General features: G+C 72.9%; 18 protein-coding genes. 8 read left to right on the plus strand and 10 right to left on the minus strand.

Annotation, left to right across the window (positions count from 1 at the left end):
- Nucleotides 1-32 precede the first annotated feature (32 nt).
- The gene (locus tag BJ993_RS03505; protein ID WP_179647752.1) at nt 33-590 is read right to left on the minus strand and encodes an LPXTG cell wall anchor domain-containing protein; all 558 of its coding nucleotides are present in this window, start codon (nt 588-590) and stop codon (nt 33-35) included.
- A 193-nt stretch (nt 591-783) separates the two neighbouring features.
- On the minus strand, nt 784-1,938 hold the full coding sequence (locus BJ993_RS03510; protein ID WP_179651936.1) for an acyl-CoA dehydrogenase family protein: 1,155 nt from the start codon (nt 1,936-1,938) through the stop codon (nt 784-786).
- A 95-nt stretch (nt 1,939-2,033) separates the two neighbouring features.
- Between BJ993_RS03510 and BJ993_RS03515 the strand changes: the two genes are divergently transcribed.
- A complete protein-coding gene (locus BJ993_RS03515) occupies nt 2,034-2,723 on the plus strand; it encodes a TetR/AcrR family transcriptional regulator (protein ID WP_179647753.1) in 690 nt (229 codons plus the stop codon).
- Nucleotides 2,720-3,169, plus strand: a complete 450-nt coding sequence (locus tag BJ993_RS03520; protein WP_218864591.1) for a CoA-binding protein — start codon at nt 2,720-2,722, stop codon at nt 3,167-3,169. Before BJ993_RS03515 ends, BJ993_RS03520 begins: the two co-directional genes overlap by 4 nt.
- On the opposite strand, the gene BJ993_RS03525 is transcribed toward BJ993_RS03520, so the two are convergent.
- From BJ993_RS03525 to BJ993_RS03555, 7 genes are all read right to left on the minus strand, one after another.
- Complete coding sequence (locus BJ993_RS03525; protein ID WP_179647754.1) at nt 3,144-4,313, minus strand: heparan-alpha-glucosaminide N-acetyltransferase domain-containing protein; 1,170 nt, start codon at nt 4,311-4,313, stop codon at nt 3,144-3,146. The two genes, BJ993_RS03520 and BJ993_RS03525, sit on opposite strands and share 26 nt — an antisense overlap.
- On the minus strand, nt 4,313-4,801 hold the full coding sequence (gene purE, locus BJ993_RS03530; protein ID WP_036541263.1) for a 5-(carboxyamino)imidazole ribonucleotide mutase: 489 nt from the start codon (nt 4,799-4,801) through the stop codon (nt 4,313-4,315). Before purE ends, BJ993_RS03525 begins: the two co-directional genes overlap by 1 nt.
- A gap of 34 nt (nt 4,802-4,835) precedes the next feature.
- The gene (locus tag BJ993_RS03535; protein ID WP_179647755.1) at nt 4,836-6,014 is read right to left on the minus strand and encodes a 5-(carboxyamino)imidazole ribonucleotide synthase; all 1,179 of its coding nucleotides are present in this window, start codon (nt 6,012-6,014) and stop codon (nt 4,836-4,838) included.
- A gap of 63 nt (nt 6,015-6,077) precedes the next feature.
- Nucleotides 6,078-6,404 (minus strand): winged helix-turn-helix domain-containing protein, encoded by a 327-nt coding sequence (locus BJ993_RS03540; protein WP_051931480.1) that lies wholly within the window; start codon nt 6,402-6,404, stop codon nt 6,078-6,080.
- A gap of 105 nt (nt 6,405-6,509) precedes the next feature.
- The gene (locus BJ993_RS03545; protein ID WP_242530303.1) at nt 6,510-7,472 is read right to left on the minus strand and encodes an adenylate/guanylate cyclase domain-containing protein; all 963 of its coding nucleotides are present in this window, start codon (nt 7,470-7,472) and stop codon (nt 6,510-6,512) included.
- The gene (locus tag BJ993_RS03550) at nt 7,465-7,986 is read right to left on the minus strand and encodes a PH domain-containing protein (protein WP_179647756.1); all 522 of its coding nucleotides are present in this window, start codon (nt 7,984-7,986) and stop codon (nt 7,465-7,467) included. The genes BJ993_RS03545 and BJ993_RS03550 overlap by 8 nt, the downstream gene beginning before the upstream one ends.
- 48 nt (nt 7,987-8,034) lie before the next feature.
- Entirely contained in the window at nt 8,035-8,859 is an 825-nt protein-coding gene (locus BJ993_RS03555) for a biotin--[acetyl-CoA-carboxylase] ligase (RefSeq protein ID WP_308645463.1), read from the minus strand.
- 67 nt (nt 8,860-8,926) lie between these two features.
- On the opposite strand from BJ993_RS03555, the gene BJ993_RS03560 reads away from it, so the two are divergent.
- The 3 genes from BJ993_RS03560 (at nt 8,927) to BJ993_RS03570 (ending at nt 11,227) form a co-directional block, all read left to right on the plus strand.
- Nucleotides 8,927-10,540, plus strand: a complete 1,614-nt coding sequence (locus BJ993_RS03560) for an acyl-CoA carboxylase subunit beta (protein ID WP_179647758.1) — start codon at nt 8,927-8,929, stop codon at nt 10,538-10,540.
- A complete protein-coding gene (locus BJ993_RS03565; protein WP_051931477.1) occupies nt 10,537-10,800 on the plus strand; it encodes an acyl-CoA carboxylase subunit epsilon in 264 nt (87 codons plus the stop codon). The genes BJ993_RS03560 and BJ993_RS03565 overlap by 4 nt, the downstream gene beginning before the upstream one ends.
- 73 nt (nt 10,801-10,873) lie before the next feature.
- A complete protein-coding gene (locus BJ993_RS03570; RefSeq protein ID WP_179647759.1) occupies nt 10,874-11,227 on the plus strand; it encodes a DUF4345 family protein in 354 nt (117 codons plus the stop codon).
- Between the two features lie 31 nt (nt 11,228-11,258).
- Here the strand turns inward: BJ993_RS03570 and BJ993_RS03575 are convergent, their stop codons facing one another.
- Nucleotides 11,259-12,374: an epoxide hydrolase family protein gene (locus BJ993_RS03575; protein ID WP_036541254.1), complete on the minus strand. Its 1,116-nt coding sequence runs from the start codon at nt 12,372-12,374 to the stop codon at nt 11,259-11,261.
- 95 nt (nt 12,375-12,469) lie between these two features.
- Between BJ993_RS03575 and BJ993_RS03580 the strand changes: the two genes are divergently transcribed.
- The 3 genes from BJ993_RS03580 to BJ993_RS03590 are packed head-to-tail and all read left to right on the plus strand — an operon-like array spanning nt 12,470 to nt 16,231.
- On the plus strand, nt 12,470-13,468 hold the full coding sequence (locus BJ993_RS03580) for a helix-turn-helix transcriptional regulator (RefSeq protein WP_179647760.1): 999 nt from the start codon (nt 12,470-12,472) through the stop codon (nt 13,466-13,468).
- Between the two features lie 10 nt (nt 13,469-13,478).
- Nucleotides 13,479-15,149 (plus strand): DUF885 domain-containing protein, encoded by a 1,671-nt coding sequence (locus tag BJ993_RS03585; protein WP_179647761.1) that lies wholly within the window; start codon nt 13,479-13,481, stop codon nt 15,147-15,149.
- Nucleotides 15,146-16,231 (plus strand): DNA glycosylase AlkZ-like family protein, encoded by a 1,086-nt coding sequence (locus tag BJ993_RS03590; protein ID WP_179647762.1) that lies wholly within the window; start codon nt 15,146-15,148, stop codon nt 16,229-16,231. Before BJ993_RS03585 ends, BJ993_RS03590 begins: the two co-directional genes overlap by 4 nt.

Genomic DNA, 16,231 nt, shown 5'->3' on the forward strand with positions numbered 1-16,231 from the left:
CGAACCACGGGACGCCTCCGTCCCGCGGAGCGTCAGGCGAGCGCCCGGGGGCGCCGGCTGCCGCCGGCGAGGCCGCCGCCCGCGACGACCAGCCCGAGGCCGGCCAGCAGGATCCACAGGTGCGGACCACCGGTGTTGGGCAGCGTGCCGTTGTCGTCGTCCTCACCGCCGGTGCCACCGCCTCCGACCCGGAAGCCGACGGCGTTGCGGCAGCCCGTGAGCTGTCCGTCGTCGGGCGTGAACGCCATGGTGACGCGGTAGCGACCGCGCGGGAGCACCGGGCCGAGGACCTCGATCGGGCTGCCTTCGTAGCGCACCGTCTTGGTCCACACGACGCCCCGGGCCGCGGCGCGCGCGGCCTGGCGGGCGCTGGCCGTGGAGATCGTCAGCTTCACCGTGCCGACCTCGGCCACGTTCGAGTTGGACGCGACCTCGATGACGAGGTGCACCCGCTTCCCGACGGCGACGTGCGGCACGTTGATGTTGCAGCTCGTCGGGAACGTGGGCGTGTAGGTGTCGTCGGCGACCGCGCGCCCTCCCGGCACGAGCAGCGCTCCGACAATGGCAAGTGCGGTGAGCAATCGACGCATCTGGCCCCATCTCCCCATAGGTGAACACCGGCATCGGAACCGCTCCCCGAGCGGGGCGGACAGGTGTGTTCGATGATTAAACCGGAAGCGGCGCAGAGAGTTACGTCACGCACCACGGAAATCTTCTCGGATGCGATATTTCGGCGCGCGGAGGCGGCTCCGGATGTGCAAGGAGCCGCCTCGCGCGAACCGGTCAGAGCTCGCTCTGGACCCCCGCGAGGAGCTGGCGGGCCATGACGATGCGCTGCACCTGGTTGGTGCCCTCGTAGATCTGGGTGATCTTCGCGTCGCGCATCATCCGCTCCACCGGGTAGTCGCGGGTGTAGCCGTAGCCGCCGAGCACCTGGACGGCGTTGGTGGTGACCTCCATCGCGACGTCGGACGCGAAGCACTTGGCCGCGGCGCCGAAGAAGGTGAGGTCGGAGTCGCCGCGCTCCGAGCGGCCGGCGGCGGCGTAGGTCAGCTGGCGGGCGGCCTCGACCTTCATGCCCATCTCGGCGAGCAGGAACTGCAGGCCCTGGAAGTCCGCGATCGCCTTGCCGAACTGCTGGCGCTCCTTGGCGTAGCCGAGGGCGTAGTCGAGGGCGCCCTGGGCGACGCCGACGGCCTGGGCGGCGATCGTGATGCGGGTGTGGTCGAGGGTCTTCATGGCGTACTCGAAGCCCTTGCCCTCCTCGCCGATGATCCGGTCGCCGGGGATCCGGACATTGTCGAAGTAGACCTCGCGGGTGGGCGAGCCCTTGATGCCGAGCTTCTTCTCCGGGGCGCCGAAGGAGACGCCCGCGTCGGACTTCTCGACCACGAAGGCCGAGATGCCCCTGGTCCGGGCGTCGGGGTCGGTGGTCGCGAGGACGGTGTAGAACTCCGACTCCCCCGCGTTGGAGATCCAGCGCTTGGTGCCGTTGAGGATCCAGTCGTCGCCGTCGCGGACCGCACGGGTCTTCTGGTTGGCGGCGTCGGAGCCGGCGTCGGGCTCGGAGAGGCAGTACGAGAAGCCGCCCTCGCCGGCCGCGAGCTTGGTGAGGTACTTCTTCTTGATCTCCTCGCCACCGCCGATCATCACGGGCAGGGAGCCGAGCTTGTTGACGGCGGGGATGAGCGACGCGGACACGTCGGCCCGGGCGACCTCCTCGATGACGAGGACCGTGGCGAGCGCGTCGGCGCCGGCGCCGCCGTACTCCTCGGGCACGTGGGGCGCGTGGAAGTCCGCCGCCTGCAGGGCGTCGTGCGCCTCCTGCGGGTAGCGGGCCTCCTCGTCGACCGCGGCGGCGAAGGGCGCGACCTTGGCGTCGCAGATCGCGCGCACGGCCTCGCGGATGGCCTGGTGCTCCTCGGAGAGGGCGTACATCGGGTAGTCGCTCACGCGTGGCTCCTGTGCTCGGGCTCGAACGGTACTCAGTATCATAGTAGCGAGACTCCGTTCCGTCGAGCTAGCCTGAGCCGGTGCCCACCCCCACCCGCGAGCGCCTCGTCGCCGCCGCCTTCGAGCTCTTCGAGGCCCAGGGGTACGACGCCACGACCGTCGACGACATCGCGGCCCGGGCCGGCACCGGGCGGAGCACCTTCTTCCGGCACTTCCGCGGCAAGGAGGAGGTCGTGCTCCCCGACCACGAGGCGCTGCTCGGCCGCCTCGCCGACCGGCTCGCGGTGGCCTCGCCCGGCAGCGCCGGGACCGCCCTGCGCGAGGCGGCCGGCATGGTGCTCAGCCACTACCTCGCCGAGGGCGGGACCGCCCGCGCCCGCTACCGGCTCTCCAGCAGCGTCCCGGCCATCCGGGACCGGGAGACGGCGAGCGTGCAGCGCTACGTCCGGCTCTTCTCGCAGCACATCCACGGCTGGCTGGACCAGGAGCCCGACGGCCCGCTGCGCGCCGAGCTGGTCGCCTCCTCGGTCGTGATCGCCCACAACCACGTGCTGCGGCGGTGGGTGCGCGGCGAGACCGACGACCCCCGCGGCGAGCTCGACGACGCGCTGACGCTCGCCCTGCGGCTGCTGCGCGACCCCGGGGCCCCCGACCAGCCGACGATCGTCATCACCGGCGGGGTCGACGACGTCGACGACGTCGTACGACGGGTCCGCGAGGCGCTCGCGCCGGGGAAGAACCGCGGCCGTCCGGGTATTGCACCTACATGACCTCGGCACCCGCCCACCTGTCCCACGACGCCATCGACCTCATGCTCGACGACTGCGAGACCTGGGCGGTGGTCGGCCTGTCCGCCAACACCCGCCGGACGGCGTACGCGATCGCGCAGGTGCTGCAGGCCCACGGCAAGCGGATCGTGCCCATCCACCCCGTGTTCGGCACGCCCGACGGACCGGAGGAGGTGCTCGGCGAGCGCGGCTACGCGACGCTGGCCGACGTGCCCTTCCCGGTCGACGTGGTCGACGTGTTCCGGCGCTCGGAGGAGGCCGGGCAGTTCGCCGACCAGGCGGTGGCGATCGGTGCGCGCGGCGTGTGGTTCCAGGTGGGCGTGGTCGACGAGGCGGCCTTCGAGCGGACCCGTGCCGCCGGGGTGGCGATGGTGATGGACACCTGCCCGAAGATCGAGTGGGTCAACCGGTCCGTACGCCGCGCCTGAGCCGCCGACCCGGCCAGCCGACGAGCCACTCCAGCGGCCCGCGGCGCCCCAGCAGCGCGAAGACCGCGCCGACGCCGAGCACGACGGCGACGTGCCAGCCGAACGTCCGCTCCTGCTCGGCGGGCCACACGTCCGGCGTCCGCATCACCACGTGCAGCGTGTAGAGCGACAGCGGCATCGCCCCCGCCCCGGCCAGCACGGCGAGAGCGGCGCGTCCCCACCGCGGCAGGACGTCGGCGAGCGCGAGGGCGAGGCCGATCACGACCAGCGCGCTCCCGATGGTCTGCGCGAGATCGAAGGGCGTGGCCGAGTGCGGTGACACGACGAGCAGCCACTGCCAGGCGCCGTCGGTCGGCGTGGTGCCGTGCTGGCTGCCGCTGAGCATCCGCAGCAGCTCGTCCTCGGTCGTGACCCGGTGGGGCACCAGCGCCGTGCGGACCTCCAGGGACGACGTGCACAGCCGTGACACCGCGGTCGCGACCACCGCGAGGCCGAGCCCGCACGCGGCGAGCCGCAGCGGGGTCCGCCAGCCGGTGAGGTCCGTCCGGCCGATCGCCATGCCGGCCAGCAGGTAGGCCAGCCACGGCACCGCCGGGTAGTAGCCGGTCAGCAGGAGGTCGGCGAGCAGCGGTCCCGGATCCACGAACCGCGAGAAGTCGGGGCTCGCGAAGTCCCGGACGGGCAGGCTCGGGCGCACCAGGTGCGACGCCACCGGTGCCGCCACCAGCCAGACCCCCGCCAGCACCGCGAGCGGCACGGCGCGCAGGCCGATGAACGGCAGTCCCAGCAGGAAGAGCACGCCGTAGTAGGCGAGGATGATCGCCAGGCTGGTCTCCAGCCCGCCGAGGGCGAGCCCGAGCAGCGCGACCAGGACCGCCCGGGCCGCCAGGCCGAGCACGGTCCGGGTGCGCTCGCTGCCGCGGACCGGGTGCGCTCCCCCGCTCATCAGCGCGATGCTGACGCCCGCCAGGACCGCGAACAGCGCGGAGGCCCGGCCGCCGGCGAGCCACTGGACGGTGGTCAGCTCGCCGGTCGTCGTACGGCCGTCGAGGACGTGGGTCGCGATCATGCCGACCAGCGCGACGGTGCGCGCCACGTCGATCCCGACGAGGCGCCCCTCGCGCAGCGGCGCGACCCGGAGCATCAGTGGCCCCGGACGACCGCGCCCTTCGCCTCGGCGGCGGCCTTGAGCTCGGCCTGGAAGTCGCTCATCCGCTGCTGGAGCGCGGGGTCGCTCGCCGCCAGGATGCGTACGGCGAGCAGCCCGGCGTTGCGCGCACCGCCGATCGCGACGGTGGCGACCGGCACCCCGGCGGGCATCTGCACGATGGAGAGCAGGGAGTCCATGCCGTCGAGGTACTTCAGCGGCACCGGCACCCCGATGACCGGCAGCGGCGTGACCGCGGCGAGCATGCCGGGCAGGTGGGCCGCGCCGCCGGCGCCGGCGATGATCACCGACAGGCCGCGACCGGCGGCCTCCTTGCCGTAGGCGAGCATCTCCTCCGGCATCCGGTGCGCCGAGACGACGTCCGCCTCGTGGGCGATGCCGAACTCCTGCAGGGCCTCCGCCGCCAGCTGCATCACCGGCCAGTCGGAGTCCGAGCCCATCACGATGCCCACACGCGCAGTCATGGGCGGGAGCCTAGTGAGTCCGGACGACGGCGGGTCACTCGCTGTGGTTGCCGAGATCGCCCCGGAACCACGCCGCCGCGTGCCGCGCCCGCTCGAGGCAGTCCTCGAGGTCGTCGCCGAAGGTGTTGACGTGGCCGACCTTGCGGCCCGGACGCAGGTCCTTGCCGTAGAGGTGCACCCGCAGCCGCGGGTCCCGGGCCAGCGCGTGCGGGTAGCCGTCGTAGAGGCGACCGACGTCGGGGTTGTCGCCACCGAGGATGTTGACCATCACCGTCCACCGGGCGCGGGGCTCGGGCGAGCCGAGCGGCAGGTCGAGCGCGGCGCGCAGGTGGTTCTCGAACTGGCTGGTGACGGCGCCGTCCTGGGTCCAGTGGCCCGTGTTGTGCGGGCGCATCGCGAGCTCGTTGACGAGCACCTGCGGGTTGCCGTCGGCGTCCACGGCCTCGAACAGCTCCACCGCGAGGATGCCGGTCACGCCGAGCTCACCGGCGATCCGCAGCGCCAGCTCCTGGGCAGCGGTGGCCAGCGCCGGGTCGAGGTCGGGCGCCGGCGCGACGACCTCGCGGCAGATGCCGTCGACCTGCAGGCTCGCCACGACCGGGTACGCCGCCGCCTGGCCGCTCGGCGCGCGAGCGACGAGGGCCGAGAGCTCGCGCCGGAAGTCGACCAGCTCCTCGGCGAGGAGCCGGACGCCGGCCTCCTCGGCGGTGGCGAGGGCGTCGGCCGCGTCGGCGGTCGTCCGGGCGAACCAGACGCCCTTGCCGTCGTACCCGCCGCGGCTCGTCTTGAGCACGCACGGCAGGCCGAACGTCTCGACCTCCGCGACCGAGGTGACCACGGCCCAGCGCGGCTGCGGGGCGCCGAGGCGGGTCATCGCCTCGCGCATCACGATCTTGTCCTGCGCGTGCACGAGCGCCTCGGGCCCGGGGTGCGCGACCACGCCGTCGTCGGCCAGGGCGCGCAGGTGCTCGGTCGGGACGTGCTCGTGGTCGAAGGTGACGACCGAGCAGCCCTCGGTGACCGCCCGCAGCGTCGCGAGGTCGCGGTAGTCCCCCACCTGCTGGTCCGGGATGACCTGCGCGGCCGAGACACCCTCGGCCTCGGCCAGCAGCCGCAACGGCACGCCGAGCGCGATCGCGGGCTGGGCCATCATCCGGGCGAGCTGGCCGCCGCCGATGACGGCGATGCGGGGGGAACGTTCGGTCGCTGGCACGGCCGAAGCCTAGGACGCGGCCGCCGTCGGTGCGGAATCAGGCGGGTCGCTCAGGCGGGTCGGTCAGGCGGTGTCGGTCAGCCCGGCGGGCTCGCCGGCCTCGAAGCGCAGCCCCTGGCCGCGGATCGTCGTGATCAGCCGTGGCTGGCGGGTGTCGTCGCCGAGCTTGCGGCGTACCCAGCCCAGGTGCACGTCGATCGTCTTCGAGGAGGTCCAGAAGGTGACCCCCCAGACGTCGCGCATCAGCTCCTCGCGCGTCACGACCGTTCCGGCGCGGGCGATGAGGGCGTGGACGAGGTCGAATTCCTTGCGCGACAGCAGGACCTCCCGGTCCCCGCGCCACGCGCGACGGGTCGACGGATCGACCCGTACGTCCTGCACCTCGATCACAGAGGTCAAGGTAAGGACGCGGGGTGGTCACCGGAGGGGAAACGGCGAGAATTTTGCCTAGCGAATCCGTTGGACCAGATCCGGGAATTCGCCGAACGCAGTCCGTCAGGCGCGTCGTACGGCGACCGGCTCGACCACGCCGAAGCCGCGCACCGGGCGCGGCGGCAGCGGCCGCGACTCGATCTGGTCGGCCGGCAGCAGGTCCGCGGTGGCGTGGTCGACGATGATCCGGTTGCGCCGTGCGACCTGGGTGAGCCGGGCGGCGAGGTTGACCGGCGGGCCGAAGACGTCGCCGAGCCGGAGCACGACGCCGCCGCTGGCGAGGCCGACCCGGACGTCCGGCATGCGGGGGTCGCGGCCGATGACGTTGATGATCCCCTCGGCGGTGGAGAAGGCCGCCATGGGGTCGTCGTTCACGAAGAGGACCGCGTCGCCCATGCTCTTGATCAGGCGACCCTGCTCGCGGGCGATGACGTCGCCGCAACGGGACTCGAAGACCTCGACGAGCTCGCCGATCCGCTCGCGGCTGACCTCGTTGGACAGCGCCGTGAAGCCGACGATGTCGGCGAAGCCGACGCTCAGGTCGGTCGTGTGCGGGTCGGCGTCGATCGCGCGCACCGACTGCATCCGGTCGACCGCGGCGGCCAGGTGGCGGCGCCACGCGTAGACGAGCAGGTCCTCGAACCGGGCCCCGAAGCGGTCCATCACCCAGGCCGTGGAGTCGCCGTCCTCGGCGCCGCCCTGCTCGGCGAACGCCTCGTCGACGTGGTGGACCAGCTCGCCGACCTCCCAGTCGGCCAGCCGCGCCATGCTCAGCCCGACCCCACGGGCGACGTTGAGCGCGACGTCGAGGTCGATGATGCCCTCGCCGAGCAGGTCGACCACCAGCCGGAGCGCGGCGACGTCGGCCTCCGTGTAGGCGCGGGCGTCGCCGCGCTCCGGGAACCCGAGGGTGCGCCACAGCCGGCGCGCCTGCGCGAGCGGGATGCCCGCCTGGTCGGCGACCTCCGCCGCGGTGAGCTGGGGCTCCTCCCCGAGGAAGGTCAGCTCCGGGTCGGTGTCAGACACCTTCGTCGCGGCGCACGCCGGGCCCCTGGTGGAGGTCGTGCAGGAGCTCGTTGAGCTGGCGCTGCGCGGCCTCGACGTGGGGGATGTCGTTGAGCCGGACCATGCCGTGGGTCGACGCGTCGGCGATCAGCAGGCTGCCGCAGCCGAAGGGCCGGTCGATCAGGTTGATCTCGATCGAGATGTCGCTCACCCGGGCCAGCGGGATGTCGTGGCCGCGGCGGGTCAGGATGCCGTTGCGGGTGATCAGGCGCCGGTCGGTGAAGGCGTGGACCGTCGTCAGCCAGACGAGGAAGGGCCGCACCGAGAACCACAGGATGCCGAGGATCGCGAGCACCCACACGATGTAGCCGACGACCTGCTGGAAGCCGTCGTCGTCGAGGTTCGCCTCGGCGACCACCCCGATCGCGAGCAGGACGACGAGCGCGAGGATCGGCACGAACAGCGCCTTCGGGTGCTGCCGCGTGCTCAGGATCAGTCGCTCACCGGGGTTGAGCAGCTTCTTCGAGATGGCCACGGGGAGATCATCCCACCCTTCGCCCGGTTCGGCTGCGCACGCGGCGACTCAGTCGGTCGCGCGCACGTGTACGACGTCTCCGGCACCCACCCGCTCGGTCCCGGACGAGGTCTCGACGACGAGCCGGCCGTCGGGGTCGATGTCGGTGGCGCGGCCGGTCAGCTCGCCGCCACCGGGCAGGTCCACCCGGACCTCGCGACCGAGCGTGGCGCAGTGGGAGCGGTAGGAGGTGGCGAGCCGCTGGGTGCCGAGGTCGCCGCCGGCCTGCCAGACGTCGTACCCCTCCCGGATGGCGGTGACGGCCTCGATCAGCACCTGCGTCCGGTCGGGCGCGCCCGGCGCCGCGACCGCGAGGCTGGTGGCCGTCTCGACCGGCAGTTCGTCGGCCGTCATCGACACGTTGATGCCGACGCCGATGATCGCCGCCGGGCCGTCGGGGGTCTCGACCCGCTCGACGAGGATGCCGGCGACCTTGCGGTCGTCGTCGAGGAGCACGTCGTTGGGCCACTTCACCCGCGCGTCGTAGCCGAGCGCGACGAGCGCCTTGGTGACATTGTGCCCGACGAGCAGCGGGAGCCACGGCCAGGACGAGGCCGGCACGCTCGGACGCAGTACGACGGAGAAGGTCGCGGCGGTGCCGGCCGGCGTCTCCCAGGTGCGGTCGAGGCGTCCGCGGCCGGCGACCTGGTGGTCGGCCACGACGACGAGCCCCTCGGCGGCGCCCGCCCGGGCCCGCTCGGTCGCGACCTCGTTCGTCGATGGCGCCTCGGGCAGCAGCTCGAGGGCGAGGCCGGGGGTCTGCCCGAACGCCGCGGCGAGGCGCTCGCCGTCGAGGGGTCCACGGGCCGGGTGCTGGTTCGAGCCGAGAGTCACGGGCACTACCCTGTCGCAGCAGGCGCCCTGAGGAAACCCCGGGGTGCTGGAGAACGAGGAGGCCCCCTTGACCGCCCAGCCGCAGCCGGCAGAGATCGACATCCACACCACGGCCGGCAAGCTCGCCGACCTGGAGCGCCGGACAGACGAGGCCGTGCACGCTCCCGCCGCGAAGGCGCAGGAGAAGCAGCACGCCAAGGGTCGCAAGACCGCGCGTGAGCGGATCGAGCTGCTCTTCGACGAGGGCTCGTTCGTCGAGCTCGACGAGTTCGCCCGCCACCGCTCGACCGCGTTCGGGCTGGAGAAGACCCGCCCCTACGGCGACGGCGTGATCACCGGCTACGGCACGGTCGACGGCCGCCAGGTCTGCGTGTTCTCCCAGGACTTCACCGTCTTCGGTGGCTCGCTGGGCGAGGTCTACGGCGAGAAGATCACCAAGGTCATGGACCTGGCGATCAAGTCGGGCTGCCCGATCATCGGCATCAACGAGGGTGCCGGCGCCCGCATCCAGGAGGGTGTGGTCTCGCTCGGCCTGTACGGCGAGATCTTCAAGCGCAACGTCCACGCCTCGGGCGTGATCCCGCAGATCTCGCTGATCATGGGCAACTGCGCCGGCGGGCACGTCTACTCCCCCGCGGTCACCGACTTCACGATCATGGTCGACCAGACCTCGGCGATGTTCATCACCGGCCCCGACGTGATCAAGACCGTCACCGGCGAGGACGTCACCATGGAGGAGCTCGGCGGCGCCCGGGCCCACAACACCAAGTCCGGCAACGCCCACTACATGGCCTCCGACGAGGACGACGCCATCGAGTACGTCAAGGGCCTGCTGTCCTTCCTGCCGCAGAACAACCTCGACGAGGCCCCCGCCTACGACGAGCAGGCGGACCTCACCCCGACGGCCGAGGACCTCGCGCTCGACACGCTGATCCCGGACTCCCCGAACCAGCCCTACGACATGCACGACGTGATCACCACGATCGTGGACGACGGCGACTTCCTCGAGGTCCAGGCGCTGTTCGCGCCCAACATCATCACCGGCTACGGCCGCGTCGAGGGCCGCCCGGTCGGGATCGTGGCCAACCAGCCGATGCAGTTCGCCGGCACCCTCGACATCGACGCCTCCGAGAAGGCCGCACGCTTCGTGCGGTTCTGCGACGCGTTCAACATCCCCGTGCTGACCTTCGTCGACGTCCCGGGCTTCCTGCCCGGTGTCGACCAGGAGCACCTCGGCATCATCCGTCGCGGCGCGAAGCTGATCTACGCCTACGCCGAGGCCACCGTCCCGCTGGTCACGATCATCACCCGCAAGGCCTACGGCGGCGCCTACGACGTCATGGGCTCCAAGCACCTCGGCGCCGACATCAACCTGTCGTGGCCCACCGGCCAGATCGCGGTCATGGGCGCCCAGGGCGCGGCCAACATCGTCCACCGCCGCACCCTCAACGAGCTCGCGGCCGGCGGTGCCTCCGCCGAACAGGTCGAGGCCAAGCGCGCCGAGCTGATCGACGAGTACGAGACCACCCTGGCCAACCCCTACATCGCGGCCGAGCGCGGCTACGTCGACGGCGTCATCATGCCCTCGGAGACCCGCGCCGAGGTGGTCAAGGCCCTGCGCCTGCTGCGCACCAAGCGCGAGACCCTGCCGCCGAAGAAGCACGGGAACATCCCGCTGTGAGCGACGTCCAGGAGACCGTCGAGGCGGCCACGCAGCCCGAGGAGCCGGCCCAGCCGCTCCTCCGCATCGTCACGCCCGACACCACGCCGGAGGAGGTGGCCGCGATCGTCGCGGTCCTCTCCGCCCTCGGCGGTGGCGCACCCGCACCCGAGCCGCCGCGCTCGGAGTGGGCGAACCCGGCCCGCCAGGTCCGGTCCACGCCCGGACGCACCCTCGCCCAGGGGCGTGGTGCGTGGCGGGCGAGCGGCCTGCCGCGCTGACGGGTCCCCGGCCCGCGGCCGATGACCTCGCAGGTCATGGCCCCGGGCACCGGACCGGGCGCACGATGGCGCCATGAACCCGCTCATCGCGACGGGCGCGGCGGCGTACGCCGGGCTCGGCCTCGTGTCCTTCCTCAAGCCGGGCGTGGTGCCCGCCGTGATCGGCTCCACCGCCCCGAATGCGGACTCGCGCACCGAGATCCGGGCCGTGTACGGCGGCCTGCCGCTCGCCTTCGCCGCGACCCTCGCGACGAGCCCGGCCTCGGCGACGGCGATCGGCGTCGCGACGGCCGGGATGGCGGCCGGCCGGGCCGGTTCCGCCGTCTTCGAGGGCCGGCCGAGCGCGAAGATGGTCGGCTTCATCGCGCTGGAGGTGGCCGTCGCCGGTGCGCTCCTGTGGGGCGCCCGGACGCACCGCAGCGCCTGACCGGAGCGGCCAGGCGCTGCGACGGGGACCGTCAGGCGAAGAACGCCCGCAGGTCGGCAACGACGTCCTGCGGCACCTCCATCGCCGCGAAGTGCCCGCCGGCCGGCAGCTCCGACCAGTGGTCGATGCCGGTGTTGTCGCGCTCCGCGAGCGAGCGGATCGTCTGGAAGTCGTCCTTGAACACCGCGACCCCGATCCGGCCGGCGCTGACAACGGGCTCGGCACCCGAGCGCTGCTCGTCGTAGTAGTAGCGCACGGCCGAGGCGTAGGTGTTCGTCAGCCAGTAGAGGGTCGCCTGGGCCAGCACCTGCTCCGGCGTGACCAGGCTGGTGCCGTTGCCGAAGCTCTCGAGGAGCTCGCTGTAGGCCAGGACGGCGACCGGTGAGTCGGCGAGGCCGGCGGCGATCGTCTGCGGGCGGCTCGCGTTCATCGTGTTGTAGCCGCCGACCGACTGGAACCACTGCATGTGCTCGAGGGCGGCGTACTCCTTCGGGCCGAAGGCCTCGAACTCGGCCGGGTCGCCGCTCGGGAACGAGAAGAGCTGCAGCACGTGCGCGCCGCGGAAGCCCTCCGGGTCGGTGACGGCGAGCTCGCGCCCGACCATCGCGCCCATGTCGCTGCCGTGCACCCCGTAGGCGTCGTAGCCCAGGCGCCGCATCAGGACGTCGTACGCCGCTGCCGCGCGCTTCGCCGTCCATCCCGCGTCGGCGACCGGGGTCGACCAGCCGAAGCCCGGCATCGACGGGATGACCAGGTGGAAGGCGTCCTCCGCGCGACCGCCGTGGGCCTCGGGGTCGACGAGCGGCTCGATCATGTCGACGAAGTCGAGCACCGAGCCCGGGTAGGCGTGGGCCAGCAGCAGCGGGGTGGCGTCGGCGTGGCGCGAGCGGACGTGGAGGAAGTGGATCCGCTGGCCGTCGACGTCGGTGACGAAGTTGTCGTAGGCGTTGAGCCGGGCCTCGACGGCCCGCCAGTCGAAGTCCTGCCACTGCTCGACCATGGAGCGGAGGTAGGACTCCGGGGTGCCGTGGTCCCACGAGTCGCCGGGCGCGGCCGGGGCGAAGCGGGTGCGGGCGAGGCGCTCGCGCAGGTCGTCCAGGTCGGCCTGCGGGACGTCGATGACGAAGGGGGTGATCTGCTCGGTCATGGTCGTGCCTTCCGGTTCTCGGTGGGGGTTCCCTCCTTGGTGTCTCCGACGTTAGAAGCGATACCGGAACACTTCTTTCCTGTTAAAACAGGTGGGTGCAGACAACTTCCGGGCGTGTCCTCGAGCTGCTGGGCCTGCTGCAGTCGCGGGTCGAGTGGACCGCCCCCGAGCTCGCCGCGCGCCTGGGCGTCACCGAGCGCACCGTGCGCAATGACGTCACCCGGCTGCGGGAGCTGGGCTACCCCGTCGACGGCCTCCGCGGCCGGACCGGCCACTACCGGCTCGGCGTCGGTGCGAAGCTCCCGCCCCTGCTGCTCGACGACGAGGAGGCCGTGGCCGTCGCGGTCGGCCTCCGCACGCTGACCGGGGTCGCCGGCTTCGAGGAGAGCGGCGGGCGCGCCCTGACCAAGCTGGAGCACGTGCTGCCCGACCGGCTGCGCCGCCGGGTGACCGCGCTGCGCGACGCGACCGAGGCCGGCCCGGTCAACACCGACTCCAACGTCGAGGACCCCGAGGTCGACGCGGGCGTGCTCGCCGAGATCGCCGACGCGATCCGCGACCACCGCGGCCTGCGTGCGTTCTACGGCCCGCCGGGCGGCGAGGACGGGGAGGGCGAGGACGGGGACCGGGAGCGGGTGGAGATCGAGCCGTACCGCGTGGTCGCGTGGCAGCGGCGGTGGTTCGTGGTCGGCCGCTCGCCCGCGACCGGGGCGTGGGCGCCGTACCGGGTCGACTGGCTGACCCTGCGCCTGCCGGGCGGGCGCCACTTCGTACCCGCCGAGCTGCCCGGCGACCTGACCGAGCTCGTCGTGCGCGAGGTGGCCCGGACCGGCTGGGCCGTGCACGCCCGGCTGGTCATCGACGCCGCCCCCGAGGAGGTCCTCGCCCGGATCAACCCGGCGGTCGGCGTCGTCGAGCCGCTGCCCGACGGCCGGTGCGTGCTGGTGACCGGTGGCGACAGCCTCGAGATCGTCGCGGTGTGGATCGGCATGCTCGGCATCGACTTCACCGTCGAGTCGCCCGCGGCGCTCGTCGACCACCTCCGGGTCCTGGCGGAGCGATATGCCGGTGCGGTTGTCGGGAGCGCTGGCTAGGGTCGCCCGCATGACGCGACTCGTGGACGCCCGCACCGACCAGTTCGTCGAGGACCTGGCCGCGCTCGACCCGCTCACCGCGACCTACGCCGGCATCCCCGGCCACGAGGGCGAGCTGCCGGACCTCTCGCCCGACGGCTTCGCCGCCCGCGAGGAGCTGCACCGCCGCGCGCTGGCCGACGTCGCGGCCCTGGCCAGCGCCGACGAGCGCGAGGAGGTCGCGAAGAACGCCTTCCTCGAGCGGGTCGGCCTCACCGTCGAGCGGGCCGACGCCGGCGTCGAGCGCAGCGAGTTCTCCGTCATCAGCAGCGCCGCCCACGCCGTGCGCGAGATCTTCGACCTGATGCCGACCGAGACCGCCGAGCACTGGGACGCCATCGGCGACCGGCTCGCCGCCATCCCCGCAGCGCTCGAGGGCTACCGCACGACGCTCCTCGAGGAGGCCGCCGCCGGTCGCGTCTCCGCCCGGAGGCAGTACGCCGAGGTGGCGAGCCAGGTGCGCGGCTGGACCGGCCAGGAGGGCGCCGCGGGCGACTACTTCCTGCGGGCGGTGGCCGAGGCGCCGGAGTCGGCCCGTGACGCGCTGACGACGGCGGCGCAGGCCGCCTCGGCGGCGTACGCGGAGTTCGGCCGGTTCGTCGAGACCGACCTGCAGCCGAGGGGCCGCGAGACCGACGGCGTCGGCCGCGAGACCTACGCGCTGGCGTCGCGCTACTTCCTCGGCGCGGCCGTCGACCTCGAGGAGACCTACGCCTGGGGCTGGGAGGAGCTCAAGCGGATCGAGGACGACATGGCCGCCACCGCGCAGCGGATCGTCGGCGGCGGGTCCGTCGCCGACGCGGTCGCCGCCCTCGACGCCGACCCGGACCGCGACTGCGGGAGCCGCGAGGCCTTCCAGGCGTGGATGCAGGCGAAGTCCGACGAGATCCTCCGGGCCTTCGACGGCGTCCACTTCGACATCGCCGAGCCGATCCGCACCCTGCAGTGCAAGGTCGCGCCGATCAACGACGGCGGCGCCTGGTACTCCCCTCCCTCCGAGGACTTCTCGCGCCCCGGCACGATGTGGTTCTCCTTCACCGACGACCACGAGCACTACTCCACCTGGCGCGAGACCACGACCGTCTTCCACGAGGGCGTCCCCGGCCACCACCTGCAGTGCGCGCAGGTCGTGCACCAGGCCGAGCTGCTCAACCGCTGGCAGCGGCTGCTGTGCTGGGTCAGTGGCCACGGCGAGGGGTGGGCGCTCTACGCCGAGCGGCTGATGGACGAGCTCGGCTACTTCGACGACCCGGGCGACCGGCTCGGCTTCCTCGACATGCAGGGCTTCCGCGCCGCGCGCGTCATCGTCGACATCGGCGTCCACCTCGGGCTCGAGGTGCCGAAGGACAACCCGTTCGGCTGGCGACCGGGCGAGGTCTGGGACGCCGACCGCGTCCTCGAGTTCATGCGCGCGCACTCGCGGATGGACGACGGGGCGCTGAGGTTCGAGGTCAACCGCTACCTCGGCTGGCCGGGCCAGGCGCCGTCGTACAAGGTCGGCGAGCGGATCTGGCTCGACGCCCGCGCCGACGCCCAGGCCCGCCACGGCAGCGACTTCGACCTCAAGGCCTTCCACACCGCGGCGCTGAACCTCGGCTCCATCGGCCTCGACCCGCTCAAGGCGGCGCTGGGCCGGCTGTGACCCACCTCGACCCCGGCCAGGCGCGACGGATCGCGCTGCGCGCCCAGCTCCTGGACGCGCGGCGCAGCCGCTCGGTGGCCGAGGTCGTGGAGGAGCTGACCCTGCTGCAGGTCGACCCGACCGCCGCCGTGGCGCCCAGCGTGGACCTCGTGCTGTGGTCGCGCCTGGGGGACGAGTACGAGCACTCCGACCTCACCTTCGCCCTCGAGACGGAGCGCTCGCTGGTCGAGCACTCGTCCTTCGTCCGGCCCGTCGACGACATCGGACTCGTGCTCGCCACGACCACCGCCGACCTCCACCCGCGGGTCCTGGCCTGGGTGGCGGCCAACGACCGGTTCCGGGCCGACGTACTCGCCCAGCTCGCCGCCGAGGGGCCGCGGACCGCCGCCGAGATCCCCGACACCTGCCAGGAGCCGTGGGCATCCAGCGGCTGGAACAACGACAAGAACGTCAACCGGATGCTGGAGATGCTCACCCTGCTGGGGGACGTCGCGATCAGCGGCCGCCGCGGCCGGCTCCGCGTCTACGACCTCGCCGAGCGGGTCTACCCCGCCGACCTGGTCGTGCCGTCGTACGACGACGCGCGGGCCGCGCTCGACCGACGGCGGCTGGCGTCGCTCGGCATCGCCCGCGCGACCGCCAAGGGCAACGGCGGCGAGGAGCTGGGCGCGGGCGGCGCCGGCGAGCCGGCGACCGTCGAGGGGGTCGACGGCGAGTGGCGGGTCGACCCGGACGCACTGGCAGCCGCGGACGAGCCGCTCGAGGGCCGCTGCGCCTTCCTCTCGCCCTTCGACCGCCTCGTCTACGACCGCGACCGCGCCCGCGAGCTCTTCGGCTTCGACTACGTCCTGGAGATGTACAAGCCCGCGGCCCAGCGCCGCTGGGGCTACTTCGCCCTCCCCATCGTGTACGACGACCGGCTGGTCGGGAAGCTCGACGCGAAAGCCGACCGCAAGGCCGGCCTGCTCCGCGTCCACGCGGTACACGAGGACTTCCCGTGGGAGCCCGCGATCGGCGACGCCGTGGAGGCGGAGCTCGACGCACTGGCGGGGTGGCTGGGGATGGCGCTCACCCGGGCGTGA

This window comes from Nocardioides aromaticivorans, from assembly GCF_013408525.1.
Lineage (GTDB): Bacteria > Actinomycetota > Actinomycetes > Propionibacteriales > Nocardioidaceae > Nocardioides > Nocardioides aromaticivorans.